This is a genomic window from Saprospiraceae bacterium, from assembly GCA_016710235.1.
GTDB lineage: Bacteria > Bacteroidota > Bacteroidia > Chitinophagales > Saprospiraceae > Vicinibacter.
This window is the reverse complement of record JADJLG010000001.1, coordinates 1,453,300-1,478,655: the sequence shown is the minus strand read 5'-3', so window position 1 is coordinate 1,478,655 and position 25,356 is coordinate 1,453,300. Positions and strand designations below refer to the sequence as shown.

Annotated in this window: 19 protein-coding genes; 11 read left to right on the top strand and 8 right to left on the bottom strand. The window is 38.5% G+C overall.

Annotation, left to right across the window (positions count from 1 at the left end):
* Positions 1-176 precede the first annotated feature (176 nt).
* The 3 genes from IPI99_06105 (at position 177) to IPI99_06095 (ending at position 9,933) form a co-directional block, all read left to right on the top strand.
* Positions 177-2,303: a T9SS type A sorting domain-containing protein gene (locus IPI99_06105; GenBank protein MBK7340082.1), complete on the top strand. Its 2,127-nt coding sequence runs from the start codon at positions 177-179 to the stop codon at positions 2,301-2,303.
* A gap of 289 nt (positions 2,304-2,592) precedes the next feature.
* On the top strand, positions 2,593-6,084 hold the full coding sequence (locus IPI99_06100) for a gliding motility-associated C-terminal domain-containing protein (protein MBK7340081.1): 3,492 nt from the start codon (positions 2,593-2,595) through the stop codon (positions 6,082-6,084).
* A gap of 288 nt (positions 6,085-6,372) precedes the next feature.
* Positions 6,373-9,933 carry a VCBS repeat-containing protein gene (locus tag IPI99_06095; protein MBK7340080.1) on the top strand — a complete coding sequence of 1,187 codons (3,561 nt, stop codon included), beginning with the start codon at positions 6,373-6,375 and terminating at the stop codon, positions 9,931-9,933.
* Between the two features lie 37 nt (positions 9,934-9,970).
* On the opposite strand, the gene IPI99_06090 is transcribed toward IPI99_06095, so the two are convergent.
* From IPI99_06090 to IPI99_06060, 7 genes are all read right to left on the bottom strand, one after another.
* On the bottom strand, positions 9,971-10,753 hold the full coding sequence (locus IPI99_06090) for a sulfite exporter TauE/SafE family protein (protein ID MBK7340079.1): 783 nt from the start codon (positions 10,751-10,753) through the stop codon (positions 9,971-9,973).
* The gene (mce, locus tag IPI99_06085; GenBank protein ID MBK7340078.1) at positions 10,746-11,159 is read right to left on the bottom strand and encodes a methylmalonyl-CoA epimerase; all 414 of its coding nucleotides are present in this window, start codon (positions 11,157-11,159) and stop codon (positions 10,746-10,748) included. The genes IPI99_06090 and mce overlap by 8 nt, the downstream gene beginning before the upstream one ends.
* Before the next feature lie 5 nt (positions 11,160-11,164).
* Positions 11,165-12,832, bottom strand: a complete 1,668-nt coding sequence (locus IPI99_06080) for a hypothetical protein (protein ID MBK7340077.1) — start codon at positions 12,830-12,832, stop codon at positions 11,165-11,167.
* A 5-nt stretch (positions 12,833-12,837) separates the two neighbouring features.
* Positions 12,838-13,590 carry a methyltransferase domain-containing protein gene (locus tag IPI99_06075; GenBank protein ID MBK7340076.1) on the bottom strand — a complete coding sequence of 251 codons (753 nt, stop codon included), beginning with the start codon at positions 13,588-13,590 and terminating at the stop codon, positions 12,838-12,840.
* Entirely contained in the window at positions 13,590-14,543 is a 954-nt protein-coding gene (locus IPI99_06070; protein ID MBK7340075.1) for a glycosyltransferase family 2 protein, read from the bottom strand. Before IPI99_06070 ends, IPI99_06075 begins: the two co-directional genes overlap by 1 nt.
* A 115-nt stretch (positions 14,544-14,658) precedes the next feature.
* Positions 14,659-16,185 carry an aldehyde dehydrogenase family protein gene (locus IPI99_06065; protein ID MBK7340074.1) on the bottom strand — a complete coding sequence of 509 codons (1,527 nt, stop codon included), beginning with the start codon at positions 16,183-16,185 and terminating at the stop codon, positions 14,659-14,661.
* Positions 16,186-16,190: 5 nt separating this feature from the next.
* Positions 16,191-18,527 carry an immune inhibitor A gene (locus IPI99_06060; protein ID MBK7340073.1) on the bottom strand — a complete coding sequence of 779 codons (2,337 nt, stop codon included), beginning with the start codon at positions 18,525-18,527 and terminating at the stop codon, positions 16,191-16,193.
* 54 nt (positions 18,528-18,581) lie between these two features.
* Here IPI99_06060 and IPI99_06055 point away from each other — a divergent pair, with 54 nt between their 5' ends.
* The 8 genes from IPI99_06055 to IPI99_06020 all read left to right on the top strand — a co-directional run bounded on the left by IPI99_06055 (position 18,582) and on the right by IPI99_06020 (position 24,051).
* Positions 18,582-19,169 carry a ribonuclease HII gene (locus tag IPI99_06055; GenBank protein ID MBK7340072.1) on the top strand — a complete coding sequence of 196 codons (588 nt, stop codon included), beginning with the start codon at positions 18,582-18,584 and terminating at the stop codon, positions 19,167-19,169.
* Positions 19,162-19,629 (top strand): hypothetical protein, encoded by a 468-nt coding sequence (locus tag IPI99_06050; GenBank protein MBK7340071.1) that lies wholly within the window; start codon positions 19,162-19,164, stop codon positions 19,627-19,629. The genes IPI99_06055 and IPI99_06050 overlap by 8 nt, the downstream gene beginning before the upstream one ends.
* A gap of 237 nt (positions 19,630-19,866) precedes the next feature.
* Positions 19,867-20,292: a hypothetical protein gene (locus IPI99_06045; GenBank protein ID MBK7340070.1), complete on the top strand. Its 426-nt coding sequence runs from the start codon at positions 19,867-19,869 to the stop codon at positions 20,290-20,292.
* On the top strand, positions 20,274-21,641 hold the full coding sequence (locus IPI99_06040) for a hypothetical protein (GenBank protein MBK7340069.1): 1,368 nt from the start codon (positions 20,274-20,276) through the stop codon (positions 21,639-21,641). Before IPI99_06045 ends, IPI99_06040 begins: the two co-directional genes overlap by 19 nt.
* The gene (locus tag IPI99_06035) at positions 21,634-22,230 is read left to right on the top strand and encodes a hypothetical protein (GenBank protein MBK7340068.1); all 597 of its coding nucleotides are present in this window, start codon (positions 21,634-21,636) and stop codon (positions 22,228-22,230) included. Before IPI99_06040 ends, IPI99_06035 begins: the two co-directional genes overlap by 8 nt.
* A 21-nt stretch (positions 22,231-22,251) precedes the next feature.
* Positions 22,252-22,833 (top strand): hypothetical protein, encoded by a 582-nt coding sequence (locus IPI99_06030; GenBank protein MBK7340067.1) that lies wholly within the window; start codon positions 22,252-22,254, stop codon positions 22,831-22,833.
* Between the two features lie 21 nt (positions 22,834-22,854).
* Positions 22,855-23,442 (top strand): hypothetical protein, encoded by a 588-nt coding sequence (locus IPI99_06025; protein MBK7340066.1) that lies wholly within the window; start codon positions 22,855-22,857, stop codon positions 23,440-23,442.
* Between the two features lie 21 nt (positions 23,443-23,463).
* Positions 23,464-24,051 (top strand): hypothetical protein, encoded by a 588-nt coding sequence (locus IPI99_06020; GenBank protein MBK7340065.1) that lies wholly within the window; start codon positions 23,464-23,466, stop codon positions 24,049-24,051.
* A gap of 40 nt (positions 24,052-24,091) precedes the next feature.
* Here IPI99_06020 and hflX read toward each other — a convergent pair whose 3' ends face one another.
* Positions 24,092-25,300, bottom strand: coding sequence for a GTPase HflX (gene hflX / locus IPI99_06015; protein MBK7340064.1), 1,209 nt, complete (start codon positions 25,298-25,300; stop codon positions 24,092-24,094).
* Positions 25,301-25,356 lie beyond the last annotated feature (56 nt).

The following is a 25,356-nucleotide window of genomic DNA, read 5'->3' as shown; positions in this document are numbered from 1 at the left end:
ACCGGAATTTTTTTTATTAACCCATAAATTTATTATAATGAAACACATTGTCTTAAAGCAAAATTTAATTTTAACCACATCCCACATCCCACATCCCACATCCCAGAATCTTTCTGCGAAAAACCCTATTTCTGATTCTTTCATCCATATTTTTGTTCACTCAGTCAAATGCACAAGTGGATACATTCATTTGCGATAATGGAGGATTCGAGCAAGATTTTCTCTACTACCAAGGTCGTGCTGCGACAAATACAAGTGGAAGCAAAACTTGTACACCTTTGAATAGTGGGAATCCGTCAGTCTATTATAACGTAAGTTTACCATATTATCGGAGGTTTGAAATTGTGTCTGGAGGTACTGATCCACTCATTGGAATTCCAAGGACAAAGTTCGGCTCCAAGTCTTTGATGCTCAATAATAGGTACGGTAATTTAGATCAATGTGATGGAGATAAAGATGTGAACAGGATTCAAAAAAGATTTAGAGTGACAGAGGAGAATCGTCATTTTGCAGTTTGGTTTGCTGCAATATTGGAGAATCCTGATGGTCATGGAGATAGCCAACCTTGGTTCAGTATATCTTGCGATTTAGTACCAGAACAAACTCTTTGTTTTGATGCGGATATGTTAGAATGTGATAATATAAGAACAGATACTTTGTGTAATTTTGAGAAGATAGATACAGTCGATTGGACGTGTCATAAAATAAATATACCACAAAGCGCAGTTGGTCAAATTGCAACTTTAAGTATCATTGCTGCTGATTGTGGATGTGGAGCACATTTTGGCTATGCTTATGTGGATGGAATCTGTGAAGATTGTTCCATTAGCTCATTTGGAACAAATATATTGTATGATCATTCCTTGAATAGTTCTGGTTTGGGGATTGATAAATATTCTTGTTATGGAGATACGATTAGGATTTGTGGTACATTCCTTTTACCATCAATATGTGGTAATTGGATAATAGATACGATGTATGTCCCAGGTTTCAACATATCAAATTATTCAATCAACTATATTAATAATACATATTGCTTTGACATTCCAATAAGTAATTTTGTGGTGGGGCAATGCCGAGATTTGTATACTGTGTTTGTCTATGAATCCAATGGTGTTTCATTACCTCCTGTAAATAGTAATGCTGTCGAAATTTGTTATGATGACTTTATTGCTTTTGGGGTTAGTCATGCCATCGGTCAATGTCAAAACAATAATACCACCAACCTTATGTCTGATGATTATTATTATGTTCAATTAGATATGATTAATATTGGCAGTCACTCGTATATCATCCAAAGACAACTGAATAACCCATATCCAAATGAACCAGGTCCCTACACGCTTAAAACAGGAAATGGAAGTGCTGTCATAAATCTTGGACCTTTTATCATACAAGAAGGCCCTTGGACTTTAACTGTAAATGTGGATGGTTGTTTATTTAGTTTCCAGATCACTCCACCTGCATTTTGTAGTGCCTTATGTCAAGATTTTAATAATTTATCCATCAGAAATGTAACTTGCTATCCCAACAATACTTGGACCTTTGATCTTACTGTACCTACGGGGGGGCCATACATGGTTACAGATTTGAGTAATAATTCATTTACAAATTGCAGTTCCGGCGCCATCCCTTGTACTATTAATGGAGGAAACATCGGGACAGAGTGTAAGAATTATAAGATTGAATTTATAAATAATGGTTGCGATATTGCTGTATTGATTAATGTTTGTCCTCCAAAACCATGCAGTGCGAGCTGTGGTCTGGAAGTCTATAGGAAGGATTTGTATTGTAATGAGGAAGGCAATTTGTATTATTTTACCTTAGATGTCAAGTCCACAGGCAATTTTTTGTGTTACAAAACCATGCCTGGAGGAGTCATGGGGCCACTTCCATCCGGCCCTCTTGGACCTTACAGCTCAGACATTACATTGACCGTTTATGAGTGTAATAATGCTGCCTGTAATTGTCCTGCACCATCCTGCTTCAAAACTATTTTTATTCCTAAGCCGGATTGTTCAAGACTCAACTATCGTAGTAAAAAGCAGAAAACGAATCTAAATACGGTGGACCTGTTAGTTTTTCCTAATCCTTCTAACACAGGGATTATTACGCTCCAATCTAGTCATGAAAATATTAAGTTTGAACTATTTAGCATAGATCAGAAATTGATATTGCCTCACCAAAAAATTGAACAAAGAAAAGAATTGGATCTTAGACATTTACCTTCAGGTTTGTACTTTATTAAGTATTTCACTCCGGGGGGGAAAATGAAAGTCGTTAAATTTATTTTACAACATTAAACCTTAAAATCAAAATAGTCGGGGGTAGGTGCCCCGACTATTTTGATTTTTCTTTGATATGAATAAGCTATTCTCTAGTTTTAACTTTCTTGTATTTAGTTTAATACTTATTGGTTTAAATTCAAAAAGGCTATGCAGTCAAAATTGCATTGATTATACCGATACCTTAAAATGTTACAGAAGTTCAAAATTTGAAAAAAAACCTATCAAAATTGGAACTAAAACTGTTCCGGCAGATACCATTGATTTTTATGATTTTCCCTTAGTTACGGATTGGAATGGAGATTGTATGCCAGAAGTTATAATTAGTAATTATAATTATTATTTGAAATTATTTAATTTAAAAAGTAACATTTTATTAAATGAATTTCCTATCCCTCAAAATGATAATAATACAAGTACAAGAGCTTTATTTGATATAGATGGAGATCATAAATCAGAATTACTTTTTATATTTGAAGATTATTTTGATCGGACTAAAGATAAAATAAAATGCTGTGATTACAATGGAAATATAAGATGGGTTTCTGATATCCCAGGGAGTCAATTTAGACCTTATTATAGAACAGGAGGATTAGCATTGTCCGATTTTAATATGGATGGGGTTCCGGAATTGTATATCAACAATAAAATATTTAATGCACAGACGGGAGTGTTACTAGTAGATGGAAGCAATAATGCAATAGGCATAAGTCGTGACACTTTTTTAACAGTGCCTTTTCCTATTTCAGTAGCTGCACAATTGGATGATGATCCTGCAGACTTAGAGCTTGCTGCCGGTTATTCCATTTATAAGGTAAAAATTACCAACAAGAATGGTCGTGTCGGAAATACCATGACCGCAAGCAACATAATGGTGGACAAAGAATATCGAGATGGACTTACTTCTATAGCAGATGTAAATCTTGACGGAAAATTGGATGTAGTAGTAGCTTCGGCAAGGGCCAATAATTCCGGACTGGTCTATGCATATTGCCTGGACAACACAGGGAATCCAAAATTAATAGCCAAATGTTATCCTCCCTCTCCATACAATTTTATAGGAATTGTATCTATTGGAAAAATCTCAAATTCTATTTATCCGAGTTTGATATTTGATCGGGTGAATATTACTTATTCTTATATCTATGATGGAACTACACAACTCAAATTACAGTGGTCATTGCCCAATCAAGACGAGTCCGGCTCATTGGGAGTGAGTCTATTTGATTTTGACGGTGATGGCAGACAAGAAATGGTATTGCGGGATTCACTTCACCTTAGGATTCTGGCATTCAATGATACCATTCCTTATGTGGTGGACAAAGTAGAGTGCATGGCTGGAACATGGTTCGAGTATCCCACAATAGTAGGTATTGATGAGCATGGAAGTTCTAGAATATGTACCGTATGTAGGGACACAAATTATATCGGCCACCTCACGATCTTTGGTCCACCGGACAGTCTGCCCTGGGCACCTGCCCGTCCGATCTGGAATCAATACGCCTACAATCCACTCTACATCAATGATGATCTCACAGTGCCACGAGTACAAAAAAATCAGGCAACTTATCAGAATGGACGATACAATAACTTCATGGCCCAAAAAACCCTGTTGGACTCGGCAGGAAATTACAAAGTTCCTGCGGCGAGTTTGTACGGAACAATATTTTGTATTCGCTATGATGAAAGTACAAATGAGTATATTGTAAATTTTGATTTGTACAATCGCAGCGATGCTTCTGCACAAGCAGACAGCAGTCTTGCCGTTTCGTTTTATAATGGCAATCCGGAAACAGGCGGTGCATTACTAGGCATCTATTATACACAAACCAAACTACTTCCCGGCGATAGCCTGATAGGATTGGAGATCAGCCTGACAGCACAAAATCTCAGAGAGCTTTATCTTGTGGTAAACAGCAACAGAAATAATTCAGGTCCCTTCGAAGACAAAGATTTTATTTTATTGGAATGTGATTACACGGACAATTTTTTTCATAGCCTTGATTTACCTGAATTGGAATACCGCACTGCAGAAATCTGCAGAGGATATTCCTATGATTTTTATGGAAGACCGATCCAGGATACAGGAAGATATGTACACGTTCTCAGCAATGAAAAAGGCTGTGATAGTCTGATCGTATATCTTGATCTCAATTTGTTGGATTCAGTAACAGTAATGCAGAACATTTCTGTCTGCGAAAAATATGTATGGAACGACAAAGAATACACGAGCAGCGGAAGGTATATGCATGATACATTGAGTGGAAACGGATGCGACAGTTTGACAATCCTCGATTTGCAAATTTATCCAAAATCCGAGCAAATTATTTTTGATACCGCATGTACATCGTACAAATGGAATGGAAATATTTACACCAATTCCGGAACATACACATATCAAGGACAGACAGACCATTCCTGCGACAGCATCATCATCCTCAATTTGACAATTTATCCCACCGACACCATTATACAAAATGCAAGAGCTTGCGGCAATTACAAATGGAATGGAAATGTTTATACCAATTCCGGGACATACACATTCAATGGACAAAATGAAAATGGCTGCGATTCAATAGTTTTTCTGAATCTGAGCATCGATACCATTTTGTACAGCAATGAGTTCATTTCTTCCTGCGATCAATATGTGTGGAACGGAAAATCATACAACACAACAGGTCAGTACAGAGATACATTTTCTTCTATCAATGGTTGTGACAGCATCGTGACTTTGAATCTTGCATTGAACCAAAGTAAATCCTTCATTCAAACACAGACAGCATGTGATTCATTATTATGGTTGGGAAAGAATTATAAACAAAGCGGATTATATTATGATACCTTGAGCACAACCAAAGGTTGTGACAGCATCATCAAACTAGATCTGACCATTCATTCCACAAAAAGTATAAAGCAACAAAAAACCGCCTGTGATTCTCTCGAATGGAATGGCTCTACATACAAACAATCCGGCATTTATATTTCAAAAAATCAAACACAGCATTCTTGTGACAGTATTACAGAACTGGAATTGACCATCCATCCAAGTGCGCGGTCGATCCTGATGCATTCTGCATGCGATTCATTCGAATGGAATAGAAATGTAATCAAACAATCCGGCATTTATACTCAAATACTGAGCAACCAATATTTATGCGATAGCTTAGTCACACTCCATATTGAGATTTTCCCTTCTACACGAATATTGGATACGGTTCACGCTTGCGAAGAATATATCGACCCAATTACCGGAAACAGAATCACAAAAGACGAGGTATTGTCTTTCAATCAACAGACAGAACATGGCTGTGATTCTGTATTAAACAAGGTGGTATATATTCATCCACAATATTTTTATTCAGATACGGTTTATACCCAACAAAATTATCATTGGTCTATCAACAACCAAAATTATGGTGAATCAGGAACCTACACCGCAAATTTTCAAACCAAAGAACAGTGTGATTCTATATATACTTTATATCTGATCATAGAAGACGATATTGAAATTTATGCACCGAATGTAATCCATCCGGGAAGTGGCATTGCAACGAATAAATATTTTTATCTCATCACAAGCGGAGAAATAGATCAAATCCAAGAATTGAAAATCTACGATCGCTGGGGAGAGTTAGTGTGGGAGAAAACTCAATTTCAAGCCAACATACCGGAGCTGGGATGGGACGGAACATTTAAGTCACAGATGGTCAATCCTGGAGTTTTCGTATGGCTTGCAATAGTAAGACTCAAAGACGGAAGAGAAATCAAAGTTACAGGAGATTTTACGGTATTGAGATAGAAAGCAAAAGAAATTTATAAAAGTGGAACAAATTCAATCCCTCAAAAAAATAAATAGTACGATACGCTTGACAATCCGGAAATAAGGGATTAGATTTGAACCATTAATGTCACTATCATTTATTGTATGATAAGGCTATTACTTTATTTAAAATTAGTAGTTTACACTCTAATATTTTTTTATTCTAACTTGCAATATGCATTCTGCCAAAATTGCATTGATTATACCGATACCTTAAAATGTTACAGAAGTTCAAAGTTTGAAAAAAAACCAATCAAAATTGGAACAGTGACAAAATTTAAGGATCCTTATTTAAATTGTAATGGGATTCCTTTATTAGCTGATATTAATTCTGATTGTATTCCTGAAATATTTATTAATAATGGAGATTCACTATATATATATGATATTAAAAATAATACAAAAAAATTTAGTATAAATATTCCTTTCTCTGATGTATATACAAGTTCAAATCTGATAGCAGATATTGATGGAGACGGTAAAATGGAGATTGTGATTGTGCTATCGAATTTTATAAACCCTCTTAATGATCAAATTAAATGTTTTAATTCTGACGGAAGCTTACGCTGGATTTCAGATGCTCCGGGCAGCCAATATCGCCCATATTATAGGTCCGGAGGATTGGCTATGGCAGACTTTAATATGGATGGAATTCCGGAATTGTATATCAACAATAAAATATTTAATGCGCAAACAGGAAAATTATTGGTGGATGATAGTATGAGTGGTATTGGAGTAAGCCGAGATACATTTCTAAGAATTGCCTTTCCGGTTTCAGTAGCCGCACAATTGGATGATGATCCTACAGACATAGAGCTTGCTGCCGGTTATTCCATTTATAAGGTAAAAATTACCAACAAGAATGGTCGAGTTGGAAATACCATGACCGCAAGCAATATTATGGTGGACAAAGAATATCGAGATGGACTTACTTCTATAGCAGATATAAATCTTGATGGAAAATTGGATGTAGTAGTAGCTTCGGCAAGGGCCAATAATGCAGGAATGGTCTATGCCTATAGCCTGGACAACACCGGGAATCCAAAATTAATAGCCAAATGCTACCCTCCCTCTCCTTACGACTTTATAGGCATTGTATCTATTGGTAAAGTTTCAAATTCTATTTACCCTAGTTTGATTTTTGATCGTGTCAACATCACCTATTCTTATGTATATAACGGAACAGGTCAATTTAAACTTCAGTGGTCATTGCCCAATCAAGACGAGTCCGGCTCACTGGGAGTGAGTCTGTTTGATTTTGACGGTGATGGCAGACAAGAAATGGTATTGCGTGATTCACTTCACCTTAGGATTCTGGCCTACAATGATACATTACCGTATGTAGTTGATAAAGCAAAATGCAGATCACCTACTTATGCAGAATATCCAATTATAACTGGAATTGATGAGCAAGGCAGTTCTAGAATATGTACTTTATGCGGGGATCAAGATTATCGAGGTCCCCTCACGATCTTTGGTCCACCGGACAGTCTGCCCTGGGCACCTGCCCGTCCGATCTGGAATCAATACGCCTACAATCCACTCTACATTAATGATGATCTCACAGTGCCGCGAGTACAAAAAAATCAGGCAACTTATCAGAATGGCAGATACAATAACTTCATGGCGCAACAAACCCTGTTGGACTCGTCAGGAAACTACAAAGTTCCTGCGGCGAGTTTGTACGGAACAATATTTTGTATTCGCTATGATGAAAGCACAAAAGAGTATATTGTAAATTTTGATTTGTACAATCGCAGCGATGCTTCTGCACAAGCAGACAGCAGTCTTGCCGTTTCGTTTTATAATGGCAATCCTGAAACAGGCGGTGCATTACTAGGCATCTATTATACTCAAACCAAACTACTTCCCGGTGATAGCCTGATAGGCTTGGAGATCAGACTGAAAGCGCAAAATCTCAGAGAACTTTATCTTGTGGTAAACAGCAGCAGAAATAATTCCGGCACATTCGAAGACAAAGATTTTATTTTATTGGAATGTGATTACACGGACAATTTTTTTCATAGCCTTGATTTACCTGAATTGGAATACCGCAATGCAGAAATCTGCAGAGGATCTTCCTATGATTTTTATGGAAGACCGCTCCAGGATACAGGAAGATATGTACACGTTCTCAGCAGCGAAAAAGGCTGCGATAGTCTGATCGTATATCTCGATCTCAATTTGTTGGATTCAGTAACAGTAATGCAGAACATTTCTGTCTGCGAAAAATATGTATGGAACGACAAAGAATACACGAGCAGCGGAAGGTATATGCATGACACATTGAGTGCAAACGGATGCGACAGTTTGACAATCCTCGATTTGCAAATTTATCCAAAATCCGAGCAAATTATATTTGATACCGCATGTTCATCGTACAATTGGAATGGAAATGTTTACACCAATTCAGGAACATACACATATCAAGGACAGACAGACCATTCCTGCGACAGCATCATCATCCTCAATTTGACAATTCAAGCTGCCGACACAATCATTCAGAATACGAGAGCTTGCGGCAATTACAATTGGAATGGAAATGTTTACACTAACTCAGGTACATACACATTCAATGGACAAAATGAAAATGGCTGCGATTCAATAGTTTTTCTGAATCTGAGCATCGATACCATTTTGTACAGTAATGAGTTTATTTCTTCCTGCGATCAATATGTGTGGAACGGAAAATCATACAACACAACAGGTCAGTACAGAGATACATTTTCTTCTATCAATGGTTGTGACAGCATCGTGACTTTGGATCTTGCATTGAACCAAAGTAAATCCATCATTCAAACACAGACAGCATGCGATTCATTCTTATGGTTGGGAAAGAATTATAAAGAAAGCGGATTATATTATGATACCTTGAGAACAACCAAAGGATGTGACAGCATCATCAAACTAGATCTGACCATTCATTCCACAAAAAGTATAAAGCAACAAAAAACCGCCTGTGATTCTCTCGAATGGAATGGCTCTACATACAAACAATCCGGCATTTATATTTCAAAAAATCAATCACAGCATTCTTGTGATAGTATTACAGAATTGGAATTGACCATCCATCTAAGTACGCGGACGATCCTCATGCATTCTGCATGCGATTCATTCGAATGGAATAGAAATGCAATCAAACAATCCGGCATTTATACTCAAATATTGAGCAACCAATATTCATGCGATAGCTTAGTCACACTCCATATTGAGATTTTCCCTTCTACACGAATATTGGATACGGTTCACGCTTGTGAAGAATATATCGACCCAATTACCGGAAACAGAATCACAAAAGACGAGGTATTGTCTTTCAATCAACAGACAGAACATGGCTGTGATTCTGTAATAAACAAGCTGGTATATATTCATCCACAATATTTCTATTCAGATACGGTTTATACCCAACAAAATTATCATTGGTCTATCAACAACCAAAATTATGGTGAATCAGGAACCTACACCGCAAATTTTCAGACCAAAGAACAGTGTGATTCTATATATACTTTATATCTGATCATAGAAGACGATATTGAAATTTATGCACCGAATGTAATCCACTCGGGAAGCGGAATTGCAACGAATAAATATTTTTATCTCATCACTACCGACGCAATCGATAGAATAGAATATCTGAACATTTATGACAGATGGGGTGAACTGGTATGGACGAAAGAAAATTTTGGAGCCAATATTCCTGAGTTAGGTTGGGATGGAAGCTTCAGAGCTGAACAGATGAATCCTGCGGTGTTTGTGTGGATTGCAAAAATAGTACTTAAAGACCAAAGGACCATTTCTATAAAAGGCGATCTAACAGTGTTGAAATAAATAAACTGTTCGAAAAAGCTATCCAAACCCAACTTTATCAAGTAAACAGAGATAAAATAAGACTATCCAATTGAAACAGATGTAGTAAAGTCATGATCATGATTAAAAGCAAAAAACGATAAGCCCATAGTTCTGCAAAACGCCATTTACATGCATAATGGGCCGTCAACCATCCACCGAGAGCTTGCCCGACGCCAATAACAATTCCAATATCCCATCGTACAGAATGATGAAAATGAAACAGAATCAAAACCAGCAATGTATATACCGAGACAATTACAATTTTAATCGCATTGGATGTAATTAGAGATCCTCCCCAAATCACTACCATCACAGCCAAAAAGAACAAACCCATACCCATCTGAATGAATCCTCCATAAAAACCCAGAATCAATAAAACCGAATGAGTGATCCAGGGTGAAACCTCTTTCGATTGAGGCATGGTTTGCAACCAGCGATCTGGCTTGATAAACATAAATATCAACAGCAGTAACATGAGATATCTATACACTGCCATAAATTGATCCGAAGAGATTTTTAAAGAAACAAGAGCTCCACAAACAGCACCAATACACGTTGGTATGATAAATTTCAGGTAGTTGATCCCCACAAATTTTTTGTTGCGGTAAAAAGGAACCCAACTGGCAATGCCTTGCATCAATATACCAATTCGATTTGTCCCATTAGCCACATTCCCTGGAAGAGATAACATCTCAGTGAGCAGAGCTAAAGTTATTGCAGAACCATTTCCCGCCAAAGTGTTGATGCTTCCAGCCAGAAAACCACCCAAAATGGAGACAACAATCTCCTGACTACTCATGTCCTTCGGCAATGTTCTGACACAACTCGATCAGCACTCCATTTGTGGATTTTGGATGAACAAAACAAACCCATTTTCCATCCGCACCACGTTTTGGCTCTTGCTGCAAAAGATGAAAACCGGCATCACGCAATCGATTCATTTCAATACGGATATCACTAACCTCAAATGCAATATGGTGAATTCCTTCACCTTTTCTGTCGATGAATTTCGCAATCGCACCCTCAGGATTTGTGGCTTCCAGCAATTCAATCTTGTTTGGACCTGTTCGATAAAACAAAGTTCGCACATGTTCACTGGCAACTTCTTCCAATTTATAAGCAGAATCATCAAACAAAAGATCAAATATTTGCCTCGATGATTCAATATTCCTAACAGCTATTCCTATATGCTCAATAGAATTCAACATAATCAATAATTAATTCTTTCAAATGCAGCAAATACCACTTTTTGATCAGGACTTTGCCATTGTTTTAATATCAGGAATTTATCAGGACGATCTTCAAAATATTTATAATTAACACCACCGTATCTCTCCGCAAAGTGGGAATCCCAGATCACAATACTTCCCACTTTGGATTGTTCCATGAGTGGGACAGTTACATTATCCAGACCGTATTTAAACTCTGATGGAGTCATATCCATAAAGTAGGTAAACATAGAAAGTTGCTGATAAATATGCCTGGAGTGAATGTATTTATTTTGGTTCACCCAATCCACGATTTCTTTGCATGTCGAGTTTTCATCGCGGTTGGCCAACTGAATCGGATTTGTAAACAAATAAACATTTACTGCACAAAGTGCTATCAACAACCACCGATATACTTTAACGGAGATGCGAGGAATCATCATCACAACAACTAAGGCCATAGAAACATACAATGGTGTATAAATTCTTGGCGCCCAAAAAGCCCTTTCAATCCAATTGTGATCAAACGTAAAAAAATAAGCTACTGCGATGAGTATGGGGACGAAAAGAATCAGATACAAATACTTTTTTTTCAACTTATAAAAATCACCTAAAGCCCACACAGCCATAGCTACTCCTAATGGCAAAATGATGAGCATATATCTAAGGTTTCCGGCAGTAGAGGTTCCAATGGGATAAGATTTAAGATTGAAAAGACAGTCGGTTAAGAAAAAAATATAAAAGGGAATTAACACAAACCATTCCTGCGTTCTGATTTTCCTTACCAACATCACCAGATACAATAATATTCCAATCACGGTAAGATAACCAAAACAGACACCCGACATTAAAAAATAATGATCAAAACCAGCCCTCAGGTATTGACTTGAATACTGTGTAGCCGTTTTCTTTGCGTCTGAATACAAGTACAATAAATCTCCAGTCTCCACAAATCCCCAAAAATTATTGAGCAGTGGAAACAGAGCCAACATAGCAATTGCTCTGAAATTCATCCTGTACAATAAATAAGCTCCAAAAAGGAATGCAGGCAAATACAATTCTTGTCTTATGATAAGTCCAAAAGAAATAAAAAATGCGGCCCACAGATCATTGGATTTAAAATGAAAATAAACAGCCGCCATGATCATACATGCTGCGGAGATTTCAGAATAGTTCCTGAAAGAAACTCCAAACCATAAAATGCTGGACATCATCAGAGGGATCACAAGTAAAGCAATTTCTGAGCCACGGTTCTTGACAATTTTATATGTAAAGAAAGCTGTTAGTGTCGCCCAAAAACAATTCATCAAAAAAACCAAAGTTTTTCCACCGAGTACAGGAAAAATGTAGAGTAATTTCCATCCTGTTTTTGCCCAGTTACCCAAGATCACAGATGGATTTTCCCAAAACATTTTCATGTTAATGTAGTGTGCCCCTTCCTCTCCCTGATAAAAACCATCACTATAAAATGAAAATGCATAGAGCGATACAAAATGAATGATTAGAAATAAATACAACAGTTTCTCATTTTGCCATTCGTATATCAGAGTATTCCTAATTTGTTCTCCAATATTTATCGGTGTTTTGTTGGTCTGTGATACAGTCTTTTGTTCAGAACTTTGTGCCGAAAATTCTGATGATTTTAGATTGGACTTTTTTGATTTTGCCATGTGAATTATATCTTTTTGCCAAGGGCGAGTAATGATGTTCCTGTTTTACCAAATCTGATTTTTCTTTCTATATAAAATAAAAATCTCAATATTCTGTCGACAGCCGGAGAAGCAGGTTTGAATCCATACTCTATCACATGATCCTTATTGACAAATTTTAACATCAGCTTCCTCAATAACGCTACGGGCAACATTGACCAACCCCAATAGCGTGTGTCGATGACTTGTACTCCTGCATTTTCAATGCAGCTTTTGAGCTTTTTCGCTGAGTATCGCCTTTCATGGCCGGCTGCTGTATCGTAGTCACTGAAGAGATACTGTCCTGCCGGAACATTGATGAGTACATAACCATCTTTTTGAACGTGTTTTAGTGCCTGTTTTACGAAATCACTGTCGTTGCCAATGTGTTCTATCACGTCGAGCAAAAACACGGATTTGTATGCATGAAGCAAATCAGGATGCTCTTCATAAATATTATAGATCATTTTTTTGCTTGGTCCGTCAGCAGCTTTGAGTAAAGCATATTCATTGAGGTCGCATCCGTCAGCCTTAATTCCGACTCTTTCCATCTGTGTGAGCACCACTCCATTGCCACAACCGACTTCAAACACCTGAGATGGATCCACTTGGTTTTTCTGCAACATTTTCTGAATTTCATAAAATCTCCATTGCATCCAAAAATGATCCGGCGCAGAGATTTCAAACCATTCATCAGCCATTGAAACGGGTGCAGGTTTACTATAATACAATAGTGCCATTACATGTATTTTTTCTTGACAATAAACAGAGGTCTCTTCCTGGATTCATCATAAATGCGCAATACATACTCGCCAATTATTCCAAGAGCAACCAATTGAACGCCACTAAATAAAAAAATTGCAATTGCTAGTGTCGCAAATCCCTGAGGTATATGCGGATTATTAATTTTGACATATAAAATGTAAATGGAGTACAATATTGAAATAATGATTACAATCAAGCCGATATTGGTGAGCAATTTGATCGGAAAATGACTGAAACTATAGATACCATTGTAAGCCAATTGGAAAAGCTTCTTGAGTGTATACTTGGTCTCACCACTATTTCTGCGATCTCGATCATACTCCATTCCAAATTGTCTGAAACCTACCCATGATCGAATCCCTCTCAAGAACAAACTGTGTTCTGTCATGGTCAACATTTGTTCGAGTACCTCCCTTCTCATCAGACAAAAATCACCACTGTCCAGTGGAATCCTGATTGTCGCTATCGAACTGATGATTTTGTAATATAAGCTGTAAGTCATCCTTTTCAGCCAAGCTTCCTTCCTCTTTTTTCTCACGGCATAAACGACGTCATATCCTTCTTGGAGCTTGTTGTAAAATGACTCAAGGATCTCCGGAGGGTCTTGCAGATCCCCATCGATCATGGCGATATACTGACCACTACAATGGCTCAATCCCGCCAAATAAGCTGCCTGATGTCCAAAATTTCTGGATAAGGACAATACTTTCCAACGAGAATCCTTTTGGTGAATGGAAATCAGTTGTTTCAAACTATCATCAGAACTACCATCATCCACACAGATCAGCTCATAATCGGGAGTCCAACTGCCTATGGCAGCATCACATCTGGAAAACAGTGTGGAAATATTTTCACCCTCGTTATATATTGGAACTACAATGGACAATAAAGGCTGCCGATCAATTGAGGTATTTTGGTTATCATGCATTGATTCGAAATGATTGCAATAATAGCGTTTTTTAGGCAAAATTATACCTTGTTCCAAGGCAATTCTACCATGAATTCACTAAGAATGGTCTCCAATCTTGTTGGATAAGACCCTGTTAAATTTCGAAACTTATTCCCTGTGCCAGGGTCAGTTTGTCACTATAGCTTATGGTGCTGGTTTGTCTTCTCATGTAGTTTTTCCATGCATCAGAGCCGGATTCCCGACCTCCTCCTGTTTCTTTCTCACCACCAAAAGCGCCACCGATTTCTGCGCCGGAAGTTCCTATATTGACGTTGGCGATTCCACAGTCAGATCCAGCGCATGAAAGGAATAACTCTGCTTCGCGCATACTTTCAGTCATGATCGCCGAGGAAAGTCCCTGAGGTACGTCATTCTGTAAGTGCAAAGCTTCCTGAATGTCTTTGTATTTCATCAAATAGAGCAAAGGAGCAAAAGTTTCGGAGCATACTATTGGCAGCTGTGATGGGACTTCAGCTATGCTAGGGCTCACATAGCAAGCACTTTCGAATCCGGGTCCTTGCAACAATCCCCCTTCTATCAGCATTTTGCCTCCCTGAGATTTTACCATTTCAATGGCACTCATATAGTGGGCCACGGCGTCTGTATCGATGAGCGGTCCCATGTGATTGGTTTCATCGAGAGGGTCGCCGATTCTCAATTGACTATAAGCTTTGATCAATACTGAGCTAACTTCATCATAGATATCTTCATGGATGATCAATCTTCTGGTACTGGTGCATCTTTGGCCTGCAGTACCGATAGATCCAAACACGATCGCAGGTAGTACCTGTTTCAGCCTAGCGGATGGGGTGATAATGATTGCATTATTACCTCCCAGTTCAAGCAGAACTTTTCCAAAGCGCCCTGCCACTTCCATTCCGACAGCGCGACCCATTCTGGTTGAGCCTGTAGCAGACACCAATGCTATTCTTTTGTCCTGACACATCCATTTTCCTACATCCGCAGCACCAGTGATCACAGTACTCAATGCGGATGGATATTGGTTTTTCTCAAATATCTCTGCCGCTATTTTTTGACAAGCAACCGCACAAAGGGGAGTTTTCTCTGATCCTTTCCAGATGACTGCATTGCCACATATCCAGGCAAGTGCAGCGTTCCACGACCATACAGCTACCGGAAAATTGAAAGCCGAAATCACTCCAACTATTCCCAGAGGATGCCATTGTTCGTACATCCGATGCATAGGTCTTTCAGAGTGCATGCTAAGACCGTAAAGTTGTCTGGACTGGCCTACGGCAAAGTCGCAGATGTCGATCATCTCCTGCACTTCTCCGAGTCCCTCCTGCAAACTTTTTCCCATCTCATAACTCACCAGTCGACCAAGGTCTTCTTTCCTGCGTCTCAGTTCATCACCGATCTGCCTGACGACATCTCCTCGTTTTGGTGCCGGAACATTGCGCCAAACGCTCGCTGCATGTTCAGCCGCTCCAACCAAATTTTCATAACTTGCTTTATCTGTGACAGAAACTGAGCCTATCTGCCTGCCATCTACCGGCGACACTGATTGTATAAAGTCTTTTCCCTCTATAGCTTGAATACCACTCCAGCTCCCGGGATTTTTTGCGTCTATCCGGAGTCTGTTAATAAACTGAATATCCATGATGTCTAATTTACGATGAAATGCAGAGAATGTGACTGCGACATATTGCGCCCAGTATGCAGGATGTAAAGTCCTTTTGGCAAATGGCTTACTTCAAGATCCCAGCCACCATCAGCAGTGCGCAGAGGAGCAACCCACTTTTTACCATCAGGTGAACTCAGCTGAAAATTGTATTCTTGGATTTGGGATATTTTAAAATCCTCTATCCGGATATGTAACACATCATTTGCCGGATTCGGTTCAAGGCGAATTTTGTCAGCAATTGGTTCCTGTGTACCGGTCAGAGACTCAGCATAGATTTTAATATCATCGATATAAAAACCATCATGCGGCACACCTGAGAAAGTAGAATTAAAATACAGTTCTAGAAATACATGTTTTCCCAAATATTCACTGAGGTCTATCCATTCAGAAACCCATTGTTCTTGAGTTCCGGCATAGAGCGGATTGTTCAGGTCTTGAAAATTCGTTCCTTGTCTGGTGTAAACCCCACAAAGTGGTTTGAAGTTGTTGCCGTCCGAAGATGCTTTGATCTGGACATAGTCTGCATCAGCTGAGAGATCCCACTTCGCCCTAAAACTAAGGTAAGCTGATTTTGAAGAGCCTAAGTTTGTAGCTCCCCAGGATTGCAATCTGAGTGTTTGACCTTCCTTGAGCGGACCATTTGGACTGTCTGTAAAACAACTTGGTTCGCTGGTATAATCTTCCTCTGTTAAAGTCCAGGACTGTGCGGTCACAGAAAACCATCTGTCTATCTGAGTACATTCTTCCTTGAATGCCGGAAGGCCTTTGAATACCTTAGTGGCTTTGATCACCTGCACATACGAACCTGAACTGATGGTGATCTCAAAATTGATACTGTCACCAACATGAGGTGACTTTGAAAAGTGAAACGGCAGGTCAATAAATTTGACTTCATTGGGATCGATATGATAAGTGCTTTCTCCACTGGTCGATTTCAATCCGCTGTAATCTGTTGTTACATTTACTGCTATGGTTCCATTGACAACACCGAGCTGCTGTACCTGAAGTTGAAGGATTAAACTATCTGTTTCAATTGCCCTAGGTGAAATTTCCTGAGCATCAAAGCACTCTCCTGCGCACCAGGCAGCTCTGAAGTTCATGTATTGGGTAGATTGGTTAAGCGTAAGAATATCTCTTCTCTCCGGCCAAAAAGCGTAACCAACTTCAGGTGTAAAAGCTAATATTTTTTGATTTAAATCCTCAGCACCATACATCCAGTCATCTGATACCCCGTTCACTCCATAGGCCAGAGTCTGCTGTGTCGTACCTACCTGAAATTTATTAAACTTGGTAAAATCATTTGCCAAAGCCAAGTACTGCACAGAGTCTTCGGTAGGCCTGTCAAGATAACCCCATGGAATGATCAGATAATCTCCAAATGCATGATAATTCAAGGCTATGCGAAATTCCTTTGTAGCACACAGATATTTCATGGCTTTGGTCTCGCTTTCTGAAAAAGCACCTGCACCTCTGAATGTCTCTGAGCCACCGGAAGGAGAGGAGCCATTATTGTCCACAGCCCAGCCCAATCCATAGTTGCGATTGAGATCCGTTCCGATCCCTTCGGTATTAGGCCTTACATTCTTCCTCCAATTGCCTCCACCAAATGGGCTTTGAAGCTCATTGTACGCATATCCATCAGGATTCAGACAAGGGACAAAATACAATTCGCGGTTGTCCACCAATCTTTTGATCTCAGGATCTCTGCCGTAATTTTCCAACAATGTCCACATAAAAAACAACATCTGGGACATGCTGATAGGCTCGCGAGCATGATGGAGCGCAGTATAAAGTACCTGAGGCTCGTCGGATTCGTCAGAGTCAGGATTATCGCTGATTTTCAAGAAATATATGGGTCTATTTTCAAAGGTAGTAAAGTTTCCTATCTGCTTTTTGACACTTATCAGCTGAGGATATAGCTCTCTCATCAAATCCAGATTGGCATACAACTCATCTAAAGTCGAAAACCCCCCCATTGATCCAAACTCATAATTTGATGGAATCTGGTACTTGGGAGGCAATACCTGATCCGGATTACAGTTGAAAGGTCCGGACCTCAGCTCTGTTTTTTTGCGAGGTACAGACTTATATTTCAATCCTGCATTTTCTATTTTTGCAAGCTCCTCCTGAGTAAAATCACCTTCAAATGACTGATGTGGTATATGATGCCCATGATCACAAGCCAATCCAAGATCCAAGAGAGTTTGGATACTTTGCCCATCAAGTTCTATTTTTGCCTTTTTCCAGAGATTGGTTTGTTGACCGAACAAACTTCCAGCGAAAAGAACCCAAACAAATAAACATTTAAAAACCGGCATAATAGCAAATGGAAATAAACAGAGCGCAAAAGTAAAAAAAATCTCGCAACACTGATGAAACAATTGTTTAAATATTACAAAAATTTATCATATGAAGTGGGATGCGATGAAGCCGGACGAGGTTGCCTGGCAGGACCTGTCGTCGGTGCAGCAGTAATGTTGGATCCAAAAATCGAAATAATAGGCCTGAAAGACAGCAAGAAGTTAAGTGAACAAGCCAGAAACTGCTTAAGAACCGAGATTGAATCCAAGGCTATGTGTTGGTCAGTATTCATGGTTCATGCAGACGAAATCGACCGGATTAACATCCTTCAAGCCAGTCTAAAAGCAATGCATCAAGCAGTCCTGGATCTGCCTCGCAAAGCCTCTTTGGTATTGATTGATGGAAATAAATTATTGCCGGATTCTGCTCTGGAACAAATCGCCATTATCAAAGGTGATGGTCTTTATCAAAGTATCGCTGCAGCATCCATTCTTGCCAAGACGCATAGAGATGAATTCATATCCGGACTTTCTGAAGAGTATCCGCAGTACGGCTGGGAACAAAACAAAGCCTACCCGACGATCTACCATAGACGAATGATTCGCATCCACGGCCTCAGTCCCTATCACCGCAAAACCTACCGTATAAGCCATGCCTGAACAAAATACAAAGCTCTCGACTCATCGATATTACTTAATGGCCTATCCGGTTTCCGATCTGACAGTGGCCAGATATCTTTCTGCTATGGGAGTTGACTTCCTGGGAGTTGACGCAGATAGCTTTTCAGCTGAAAGACTGGAAGAACTTTTGAACACCCTCAGCGCATGGCTGGCAGGGCCTGAAATTGTCCTGTTTGGCAGCTCAGAACAGCCACCTGCTTACCTTGCGGACCGATTCAAATATTTTGAAAAACCGGCTGGTGAAATTCCTGACCTTACCGTTCATCAATCCTCACTCCAAATTGCGAAATTATCACAAAATATCTTCAAAGAAGTGATGCTTGATCCCCTAAAGTTACCGGAAACTTGTATGGGGTACTTTTTCCATCCGGGCACAGAAAATGCACCTGGAATCTATGACTCCGAATTAACAGACAGGTTTTTTGAAACCATAAGTTGAATCTTGTAGGAGCGGTTTATTTGAACATAAATAATCAAAAAACTACAATGAATGTGTTCCTTGGCCTGCCCCTCGACCATAGGGTCCTGCGGGTCGCCCTTCTACGGGGTTCGCTGCGCTCCGTGCTGACGCACCAAGCCCTCCGTCCGGCTCAGGCATGATAAATTTAGCAATAATTCAATAAAAACTATTGGATCTTTCAACTATTTTGTTTAACTTTGACTAAAATAGTTTTATATGAAATACTCTCATCGCATCACTTTTGTATTTTTTGTAATTTTCTTCTCTTTCCATAGTCGGAGCAATAGCCAGAATAACTCATTCATTGAATATATAAATTACAATCCTGAACAATTCAATAGCAGTACTAATCAGTTTATACAATATAAAACTACTGACTCTAGCACACTGCAGTATTGTTTTGCTATATTGGGGAAGTTGCCTGACTTTTTGAATGATTCAGCACAGTTTCAGTTGAATATTCCGGGATTCATTACGAATCAAACCATCGAACCAATGGATTACCAGTTTACAAATGACTCCAATTATACTTATTCCGGCAAATTTGTCAACGCTGAAGGTTGGTTTACAGCTATATCAGAGGGTAAAACAAAATCAATGTTAGTACATGCGCCCCGTACTATATGCAATTTTATCCTTTAAAAGCTGATACTACCCTATGTATCAAGTTTTCTGATAATCCTGTCGGCAGACCTGCTTGTGATATTGGAGAAAGCGAAAATTCGGCTTCAAATGAAGATGAACCTCAGTTTGGTTGTGCTAATTCAGTATGCGCATCGGTCATTAAAATTTTGCTACTGATCACTCCCGAAGCAGAGACTAAGTTGCCTGACCGAAACCAAATTCCAGGCCTTGTAAAACAGTGGACAGAAAACATCAATACCGCCTTCCGCAATTCATTGATTCCCCATCGCATAGAAACAGTCGTTGATTATTATAACTTTACAAATTATTCTGAAGAAGGATATATAACAGAGGATGTTATTAATTTAAGATCTTCTCCTCAAGTTAATCAAATAAGAAATGATAATAAAGCTGATCTATTATTTTTAATTACTAACCAAAATTATAAAACATTTTTAGGTCATGTTGTGAATGAAGTGGTTGACCCAAATCGAGCGATGGGTATAATAGAGGTCTCTTATATCGATGCACCGGATTATACTTATGCTCACGAACTTGGGCATCTATTTGAAGCTCACCATCAACGAAAGACGGGTGGGAGTCCACCAGATCCTCAAGACTGTGCATTTGCCTGGAAAACTTCAACAAATCAATATACCATTATGAATTCCGGACAGCGTCCTTATATCATGCACTATTCTGATCTGTTTGCCAAATACAACTCAAGCATCCCTACCGGAAATGATATCAACAACAATGCAGGCAAGATTCGCACCTCAGGTTGTACTGTAGCCTCTCATAGATCAGAGAATAATTTACAAGTGTCTTTACTGGGCAGTTTTATAAGCTGCGGCAGCTACTTTCTACGTACTTTCATCAGGCAGCCTGATCTTGGCTTTATAGGCCAGCCTCCCTATACATATGTCTGGGAGAGGAGTATCACCGGCGATTTTAGTGATGCGATCCAAATAGGGATTGGCCCCAACATCAATTATGACCCATGCCTCGTATCCGGAGTCAGATATCATTTTGTCCGGGTTAGAGTGACCAGCCTGACAGATGGATACAGTACGATGGTGAGCCGCAAGATCAAATGCTTCAATTGTCCTAATGCTCAGGCTCATGCAGAAGAAAGAAATACCAAAGGATCATTGATATCACTTGATCAGCTTAATGGTATCATTTTTGAAAATCCTGATCTGATACACTCATATACAATATTTGCGGTCGATGGCCGCAGGATTGAAGAATGGAATAAAGGGATTACCAGAATTTCGGAATTTAATTCAATTCCTATAGGTATATACATATGTCATATCATATACAAAAATGGCAAATATCAAACTCTAAAATTCTATCATGAATAAATTTATGTATTCTTTGCTGATCAGCACATTAATAACATCCTCATGCAGCAATGTCGAAATCATTGATCCTCCTCCTTGCATAGAAAAAGAAGAAATTCAGGACAGTACGAGCAGGGTCATCGGCAATCCCTTCTTCCCCAATCCTCATGGCGAAGCATATTGTACCAAAGTCAACCAACTGACTTGGTTTGAACCCATATCAATTAAATACAAAAATGACTCATCTACTTTTTATTTAATATTATTCGGGAGAGATCAAGACAGTATATTGGTTGACGAATTAAGAGTGAACAGAATTCCATTTAAAATTGGTTGTTATGAAATTACCGGAACCAACCCGGAAAAGGATAAATCAAAATTAAATAGCACGTACGATAATATATATGAAGATGTCATCATTGATGAGTTTATGCTCGACACCTCTGCAATAAATAAAATAACTGTATCCGATATTGATACGACCTCAAAAACGATCACGGGTTATTTTGCAGTCTCCTTTGTCTTTAAAAATGATCGTCCCAAAAGAAATCCATTCAATCCTTACCGGATGAGATTTTTCAATGGCTATTTTAAAGGAAAATATGAATGATGAAAATTTAATAAGATCAATATGAAATACTATTTCTCTTTTCTTGTCATATGTGCACTTTCATGCAATAAGGTTGAAAACATTGCTCCTCCTCCTTGCATAGAAAAAGAAGAAATTCAGGACAGTACGAGCAAGGTCATCGGAAATCCCTTCTTCCCCAATCCTCATGGCGAAGCATTTTGTACCAAAGTCAACCAACTGACTTGGTTTGAGCCTTATATTGGGGAATACGAAAAAACTTTCTTTTATCTAAGATTAATTGGATTAGACTCAAATAAAATTGCATCAGATGAATTCGTCATTTATAATATTCCACTAAATATCGGATGTTACAAAATAGAAGCAAATTCTGTTGATCCAAATACCAAATTAGTGGAAGCTTATTACAGAAATATTGATTATGATATTATAATTGATGAGTTTATTCTCGACACCTCTGCAATAAATAAAATATCTGTATCCGCTATTGATACGACCTCAAAAACGATCACGGGTTATTTTGCAGTCTCCTTTGTCTTTAAAAATGATCGTCCCAAAAGAAATCCATTCAATCCTTACCGGATGAGATTTTTCAATGGCTATTTTAAAGGAAAATATGAATGATGGAAAATTAATAAGTTCAATATGAAATACTATTTCTCTTTTCTTGTCATATGTACACTTTCATGCAGCAAGGTCGAAAACATTGCTCCCCCTCCTTGCATAGAAAAAGAAGAAATTCAGGACAGTACGAGCAAGGTCATCGGAAATCCCTTCTTCTCTAATCCTCATGGCGAAGCATATTGTACCAAAGTCAACCAACTGACTTGGTTTGAGCCTCACATTAAGCGATATCCTAATCAGAATTCACTTTTTTATATTGAGTTTTTTGGATTAGATGCTGATAGTGCATTGGTGGATGATTTTTATATTATAGACATTCCATTTCAAGCAGGTTGTTATGAAATTGATGAATTAGAGTATATTACTTCAAATAATAAGTTAAATGCAACATATGAAAACATAGATCATGATATTGTCATAGACAGATTTATTCTCGACACCTCTGCAATAAATAAAATATCTGTATCCGCTATTGATACGACCTCAAAAACGATCACGGGTTATTTTGCAATCTCCTTTGTCTTTAAAAATGATCGTCCCAAAAGAAATCCCTTTAATCCCTACCGGATGAGATTTTTCAATGGTTACTTTAAAGGAAAATATGAATGATGGAAATTGATTAAGTTCAATATGAAATACTATTTCTCTTTTCTTGTCTTCTGTGCCTTTTCATGCAGCAAGGTCGAAAACATTGCTCCTCCTCCTTGCATAGAAAAAGAAGAAATTCAGGACAGTACAAGCAGGGTCATCGGCAATCCCTTCTTCCCCAATCCTCATGGCGAAGCATATTGTACCAAAGTCAACCAACTGACTTGGTTTGAACCCATTATTCAAAAAGATTTTAACGATAGTAATTTTCTATATATTTTTTTATTCGGAAGAAATATAGACAGCGCACTTAATGAAGAATTAGTGATTTGGGATATTCCATTCAAAATAGGTTGCTACAAAATTTCTGATTATCAGAGCGACAAAAATCGATCGACTTTGAATTCGGATTTTACACACATCGACGGTGATATCAATATAGATGCTTTTATTTTGGATACCACGGAAATAAATAAAATTTCGATTTCAAGCATTGACACCACCTCAAAAACGATCACGGGTTATTTTGCAGTCTCCTTTGTCTTTAAAAATGATCGTCCCAAAAGAAATCCATTCTATCCATACCGGATGAGATTTTTCAATGGTTATTTTAAAGGAAAATATGAATGAGTATATAAAATTATTTTTAAAATCCAGGAAGTACTCAAGATCACCATTGTCTGGCTTTGTAAGGATATCGTACCAAATATTGTCTGGCAATCATTTCTTTAAGCATCGTCCTAAACTGTTCGATATTCTCCAGGTTTCTTGCAGACAAAAATAATGCAGACATTTGATATTGTTCTGTAACTGAATATAAAAGATCCTTCTCCAGTTCATTTTTCGTTAGGGGATCCAGTAATTTGTCAAAATACTTTTCCCGATATTGATCTATTTTATTCAACACCATAAGCATTGGCTTATCAGCAGCATGAAGACTTTGCAAAGTAGCTAATACCGTATTGATATGATCTCTGAATTGAGGATGTGAAATATCGATGACATGCACGAGAATATCGCTTTCTCTTACTTCATCAAGGGTTGATTTAAAACTCTCCACGAGATGGTGAGGTAGCTTTCTAATGAACCCAACTGTATCTGAAAGTAAAAAAGGCATAGCATCCCAAACGACTTTACGCACTGTTGTGTCAAGTGTTGCAAAAAGTTTGTTTTCCGCGAATACATCAGACTTACTCAATACATTCATCAAGGTAGATTTACCGACGTTAGTATATCCGACCAATGAAACCCGAATCATTTCGTCCCTGTTTTTTCGTTGAGTCGTATTCTGAAGATCTATTTTTTCAAGCTTTCTTTTGAGCAATGAAATTTTCTCTTTAACGATTCGCCTGTCGGTTTCTATTTCCTGCTCACCGGGACCTCTCATACCTATTCCCCCTCGCTGCTTCTCAAGATGTGTCCACATGCCTCTCAATCTCGGATAGATATACTGCAACTGGGCTAACTCCACTTGAGTTTTAGCTTGTGCAGTTTGAGCGCGATTGGCAAATATATCGAGTATCAACGAAGACCTATCCAAAATTTTTACTTTGAGCATTTCTTCCAGAATATTCTGTTGCTTTCCGGTAAGATCATCATCAAAAATGACCAGATCTACCGGGAAATGCTCCATGTAAGTTTTGATTTCCTCAGCTTTTCCTTTCCCAATAAAAGTGCGCGAGTCCGGTCCGTTTAACCTTTGGGTCACTCTGTAGATGCTTTCTGCTCCGGCTGTCAGCGCGAGAAACTCCAATTCATCCAAATGCTCCTGTATTAAAGCATCAGACTGATCAGGTAAAATAATCCCAACTAGAATGGCTTTTTCAATACCATTTGTTCCTGATGACCTGCGGGGGTCAATATTCCAAGATGTTGTCAAATCAAACTACTATAAGTTACTGCAATAAATAGCACAATACGTTTAGTTCCAATCTC

Excerpts from the sequence above, each read along its gene's own strand:
- IPI99_06100 (MBK7340081.1), top strand. The coding sequence starts at position 2,593 with ATGCCAGAAGTTATAATTAGTAATTATAATTATTATTTGAAATTATTT.
- IPI99_06090 (MBK7340079.1), bottom strand. The coding sequence starts at position 10,753 with ATGAGTAGTCAGGAGATTGTTGTCTCCATTTTGGGTGGTTTTCTGGCT.
- IPI99_06080 (MBK7340077.1), bottom strand. The coding sequence starts at position 12,832 with ATGGCAAAATCAAAAAAGTCCAATCTAAAATCATCAGAATTTTCGGCA.
- IPI99_06075 (MBK7340076.1), bottom strand. The coding sequence starts at position 13,590 with ATGGCACTATTGTATTATAGTAAACCTGCACCCGTTTCAATGGCTGAT.
- IPI99_06070 (MBK7340075.1), bottom strand. The coding sequence starts at position 14,543 with ATGCATGATAACCAAAATACCTCAATTGATCGGCAGCCTTTATTGTCC.
- IPI99_06065 (MBK7340074.1), bottom strand. The coding sequence starts at position 16,185 with ATGGATATTCAGTTTATTAACAGACTCCGGATAGACGCAAAAAATCCC.
- IPI99_06060 (MBK7340073.1), bottom strand. The coding sequence starts at position 18,527 with ATGCCGGTTTTTAAATGTTTATTTGTTTGGGTTCTTTTCGCTGGAAGT.
- IPI99_06055 (MBK7340072.1), top strand. The coding sequence starts at position 18,582 with ATGAAACAATTGTTTAAATATTACAAAAATTTATCATATGAAGTGGGA.
- IPI99_06050 (MBK7340071.1), top strand. The coding sequence starts at position 19,162 with ATGCCTGAACAAAATACAAAGCTCTCGACTCATCGATATTACTTAATG.
- IPI99_06045 (MBK7340070.1), top strand. The coding sequence starts at position 19,867 with ATGAAATACTCTCATCGCATCACTTTTGTATTTTTTGTAATTTTCTTC.
- IPI99_06040 (MBK7340069.1), top strand. The coding sequence starts at position 20,274 with ATGCAATTTTATCCTTTAAAAGCTGATACTACCCTATGTATCAAGTTT.
- IPI99_06035 (MBK7340068.1), top strand. The coding sequence starts at position 21,634 with ATGAATAAATTTATGTATTCTTTGCTGATCAGCACATTAATAACATCC.
- IPI99_06030 (MBK7340067.1), top strand. The coding sequence starts at position 22,252 with ATGAAATACTATTTCTCTTTTCTTGTCATATGTGCACTTTCATGCAAT.
- IPI99_06025 (MBK7340066.1), top strand. The coding sequence starts at position 22,855 with ATGAAATACTATTTCTCTTTTCTTGTCATATGTACACTTTCATGCAGC.
- IPI99_06020 (MBK7340065.1), top strand. The coding sequence starts at position 23,464 with ATGAAATACTATTTCTCTTTTCTTGTCTTCTGTGCCTTTTCATGCAGC.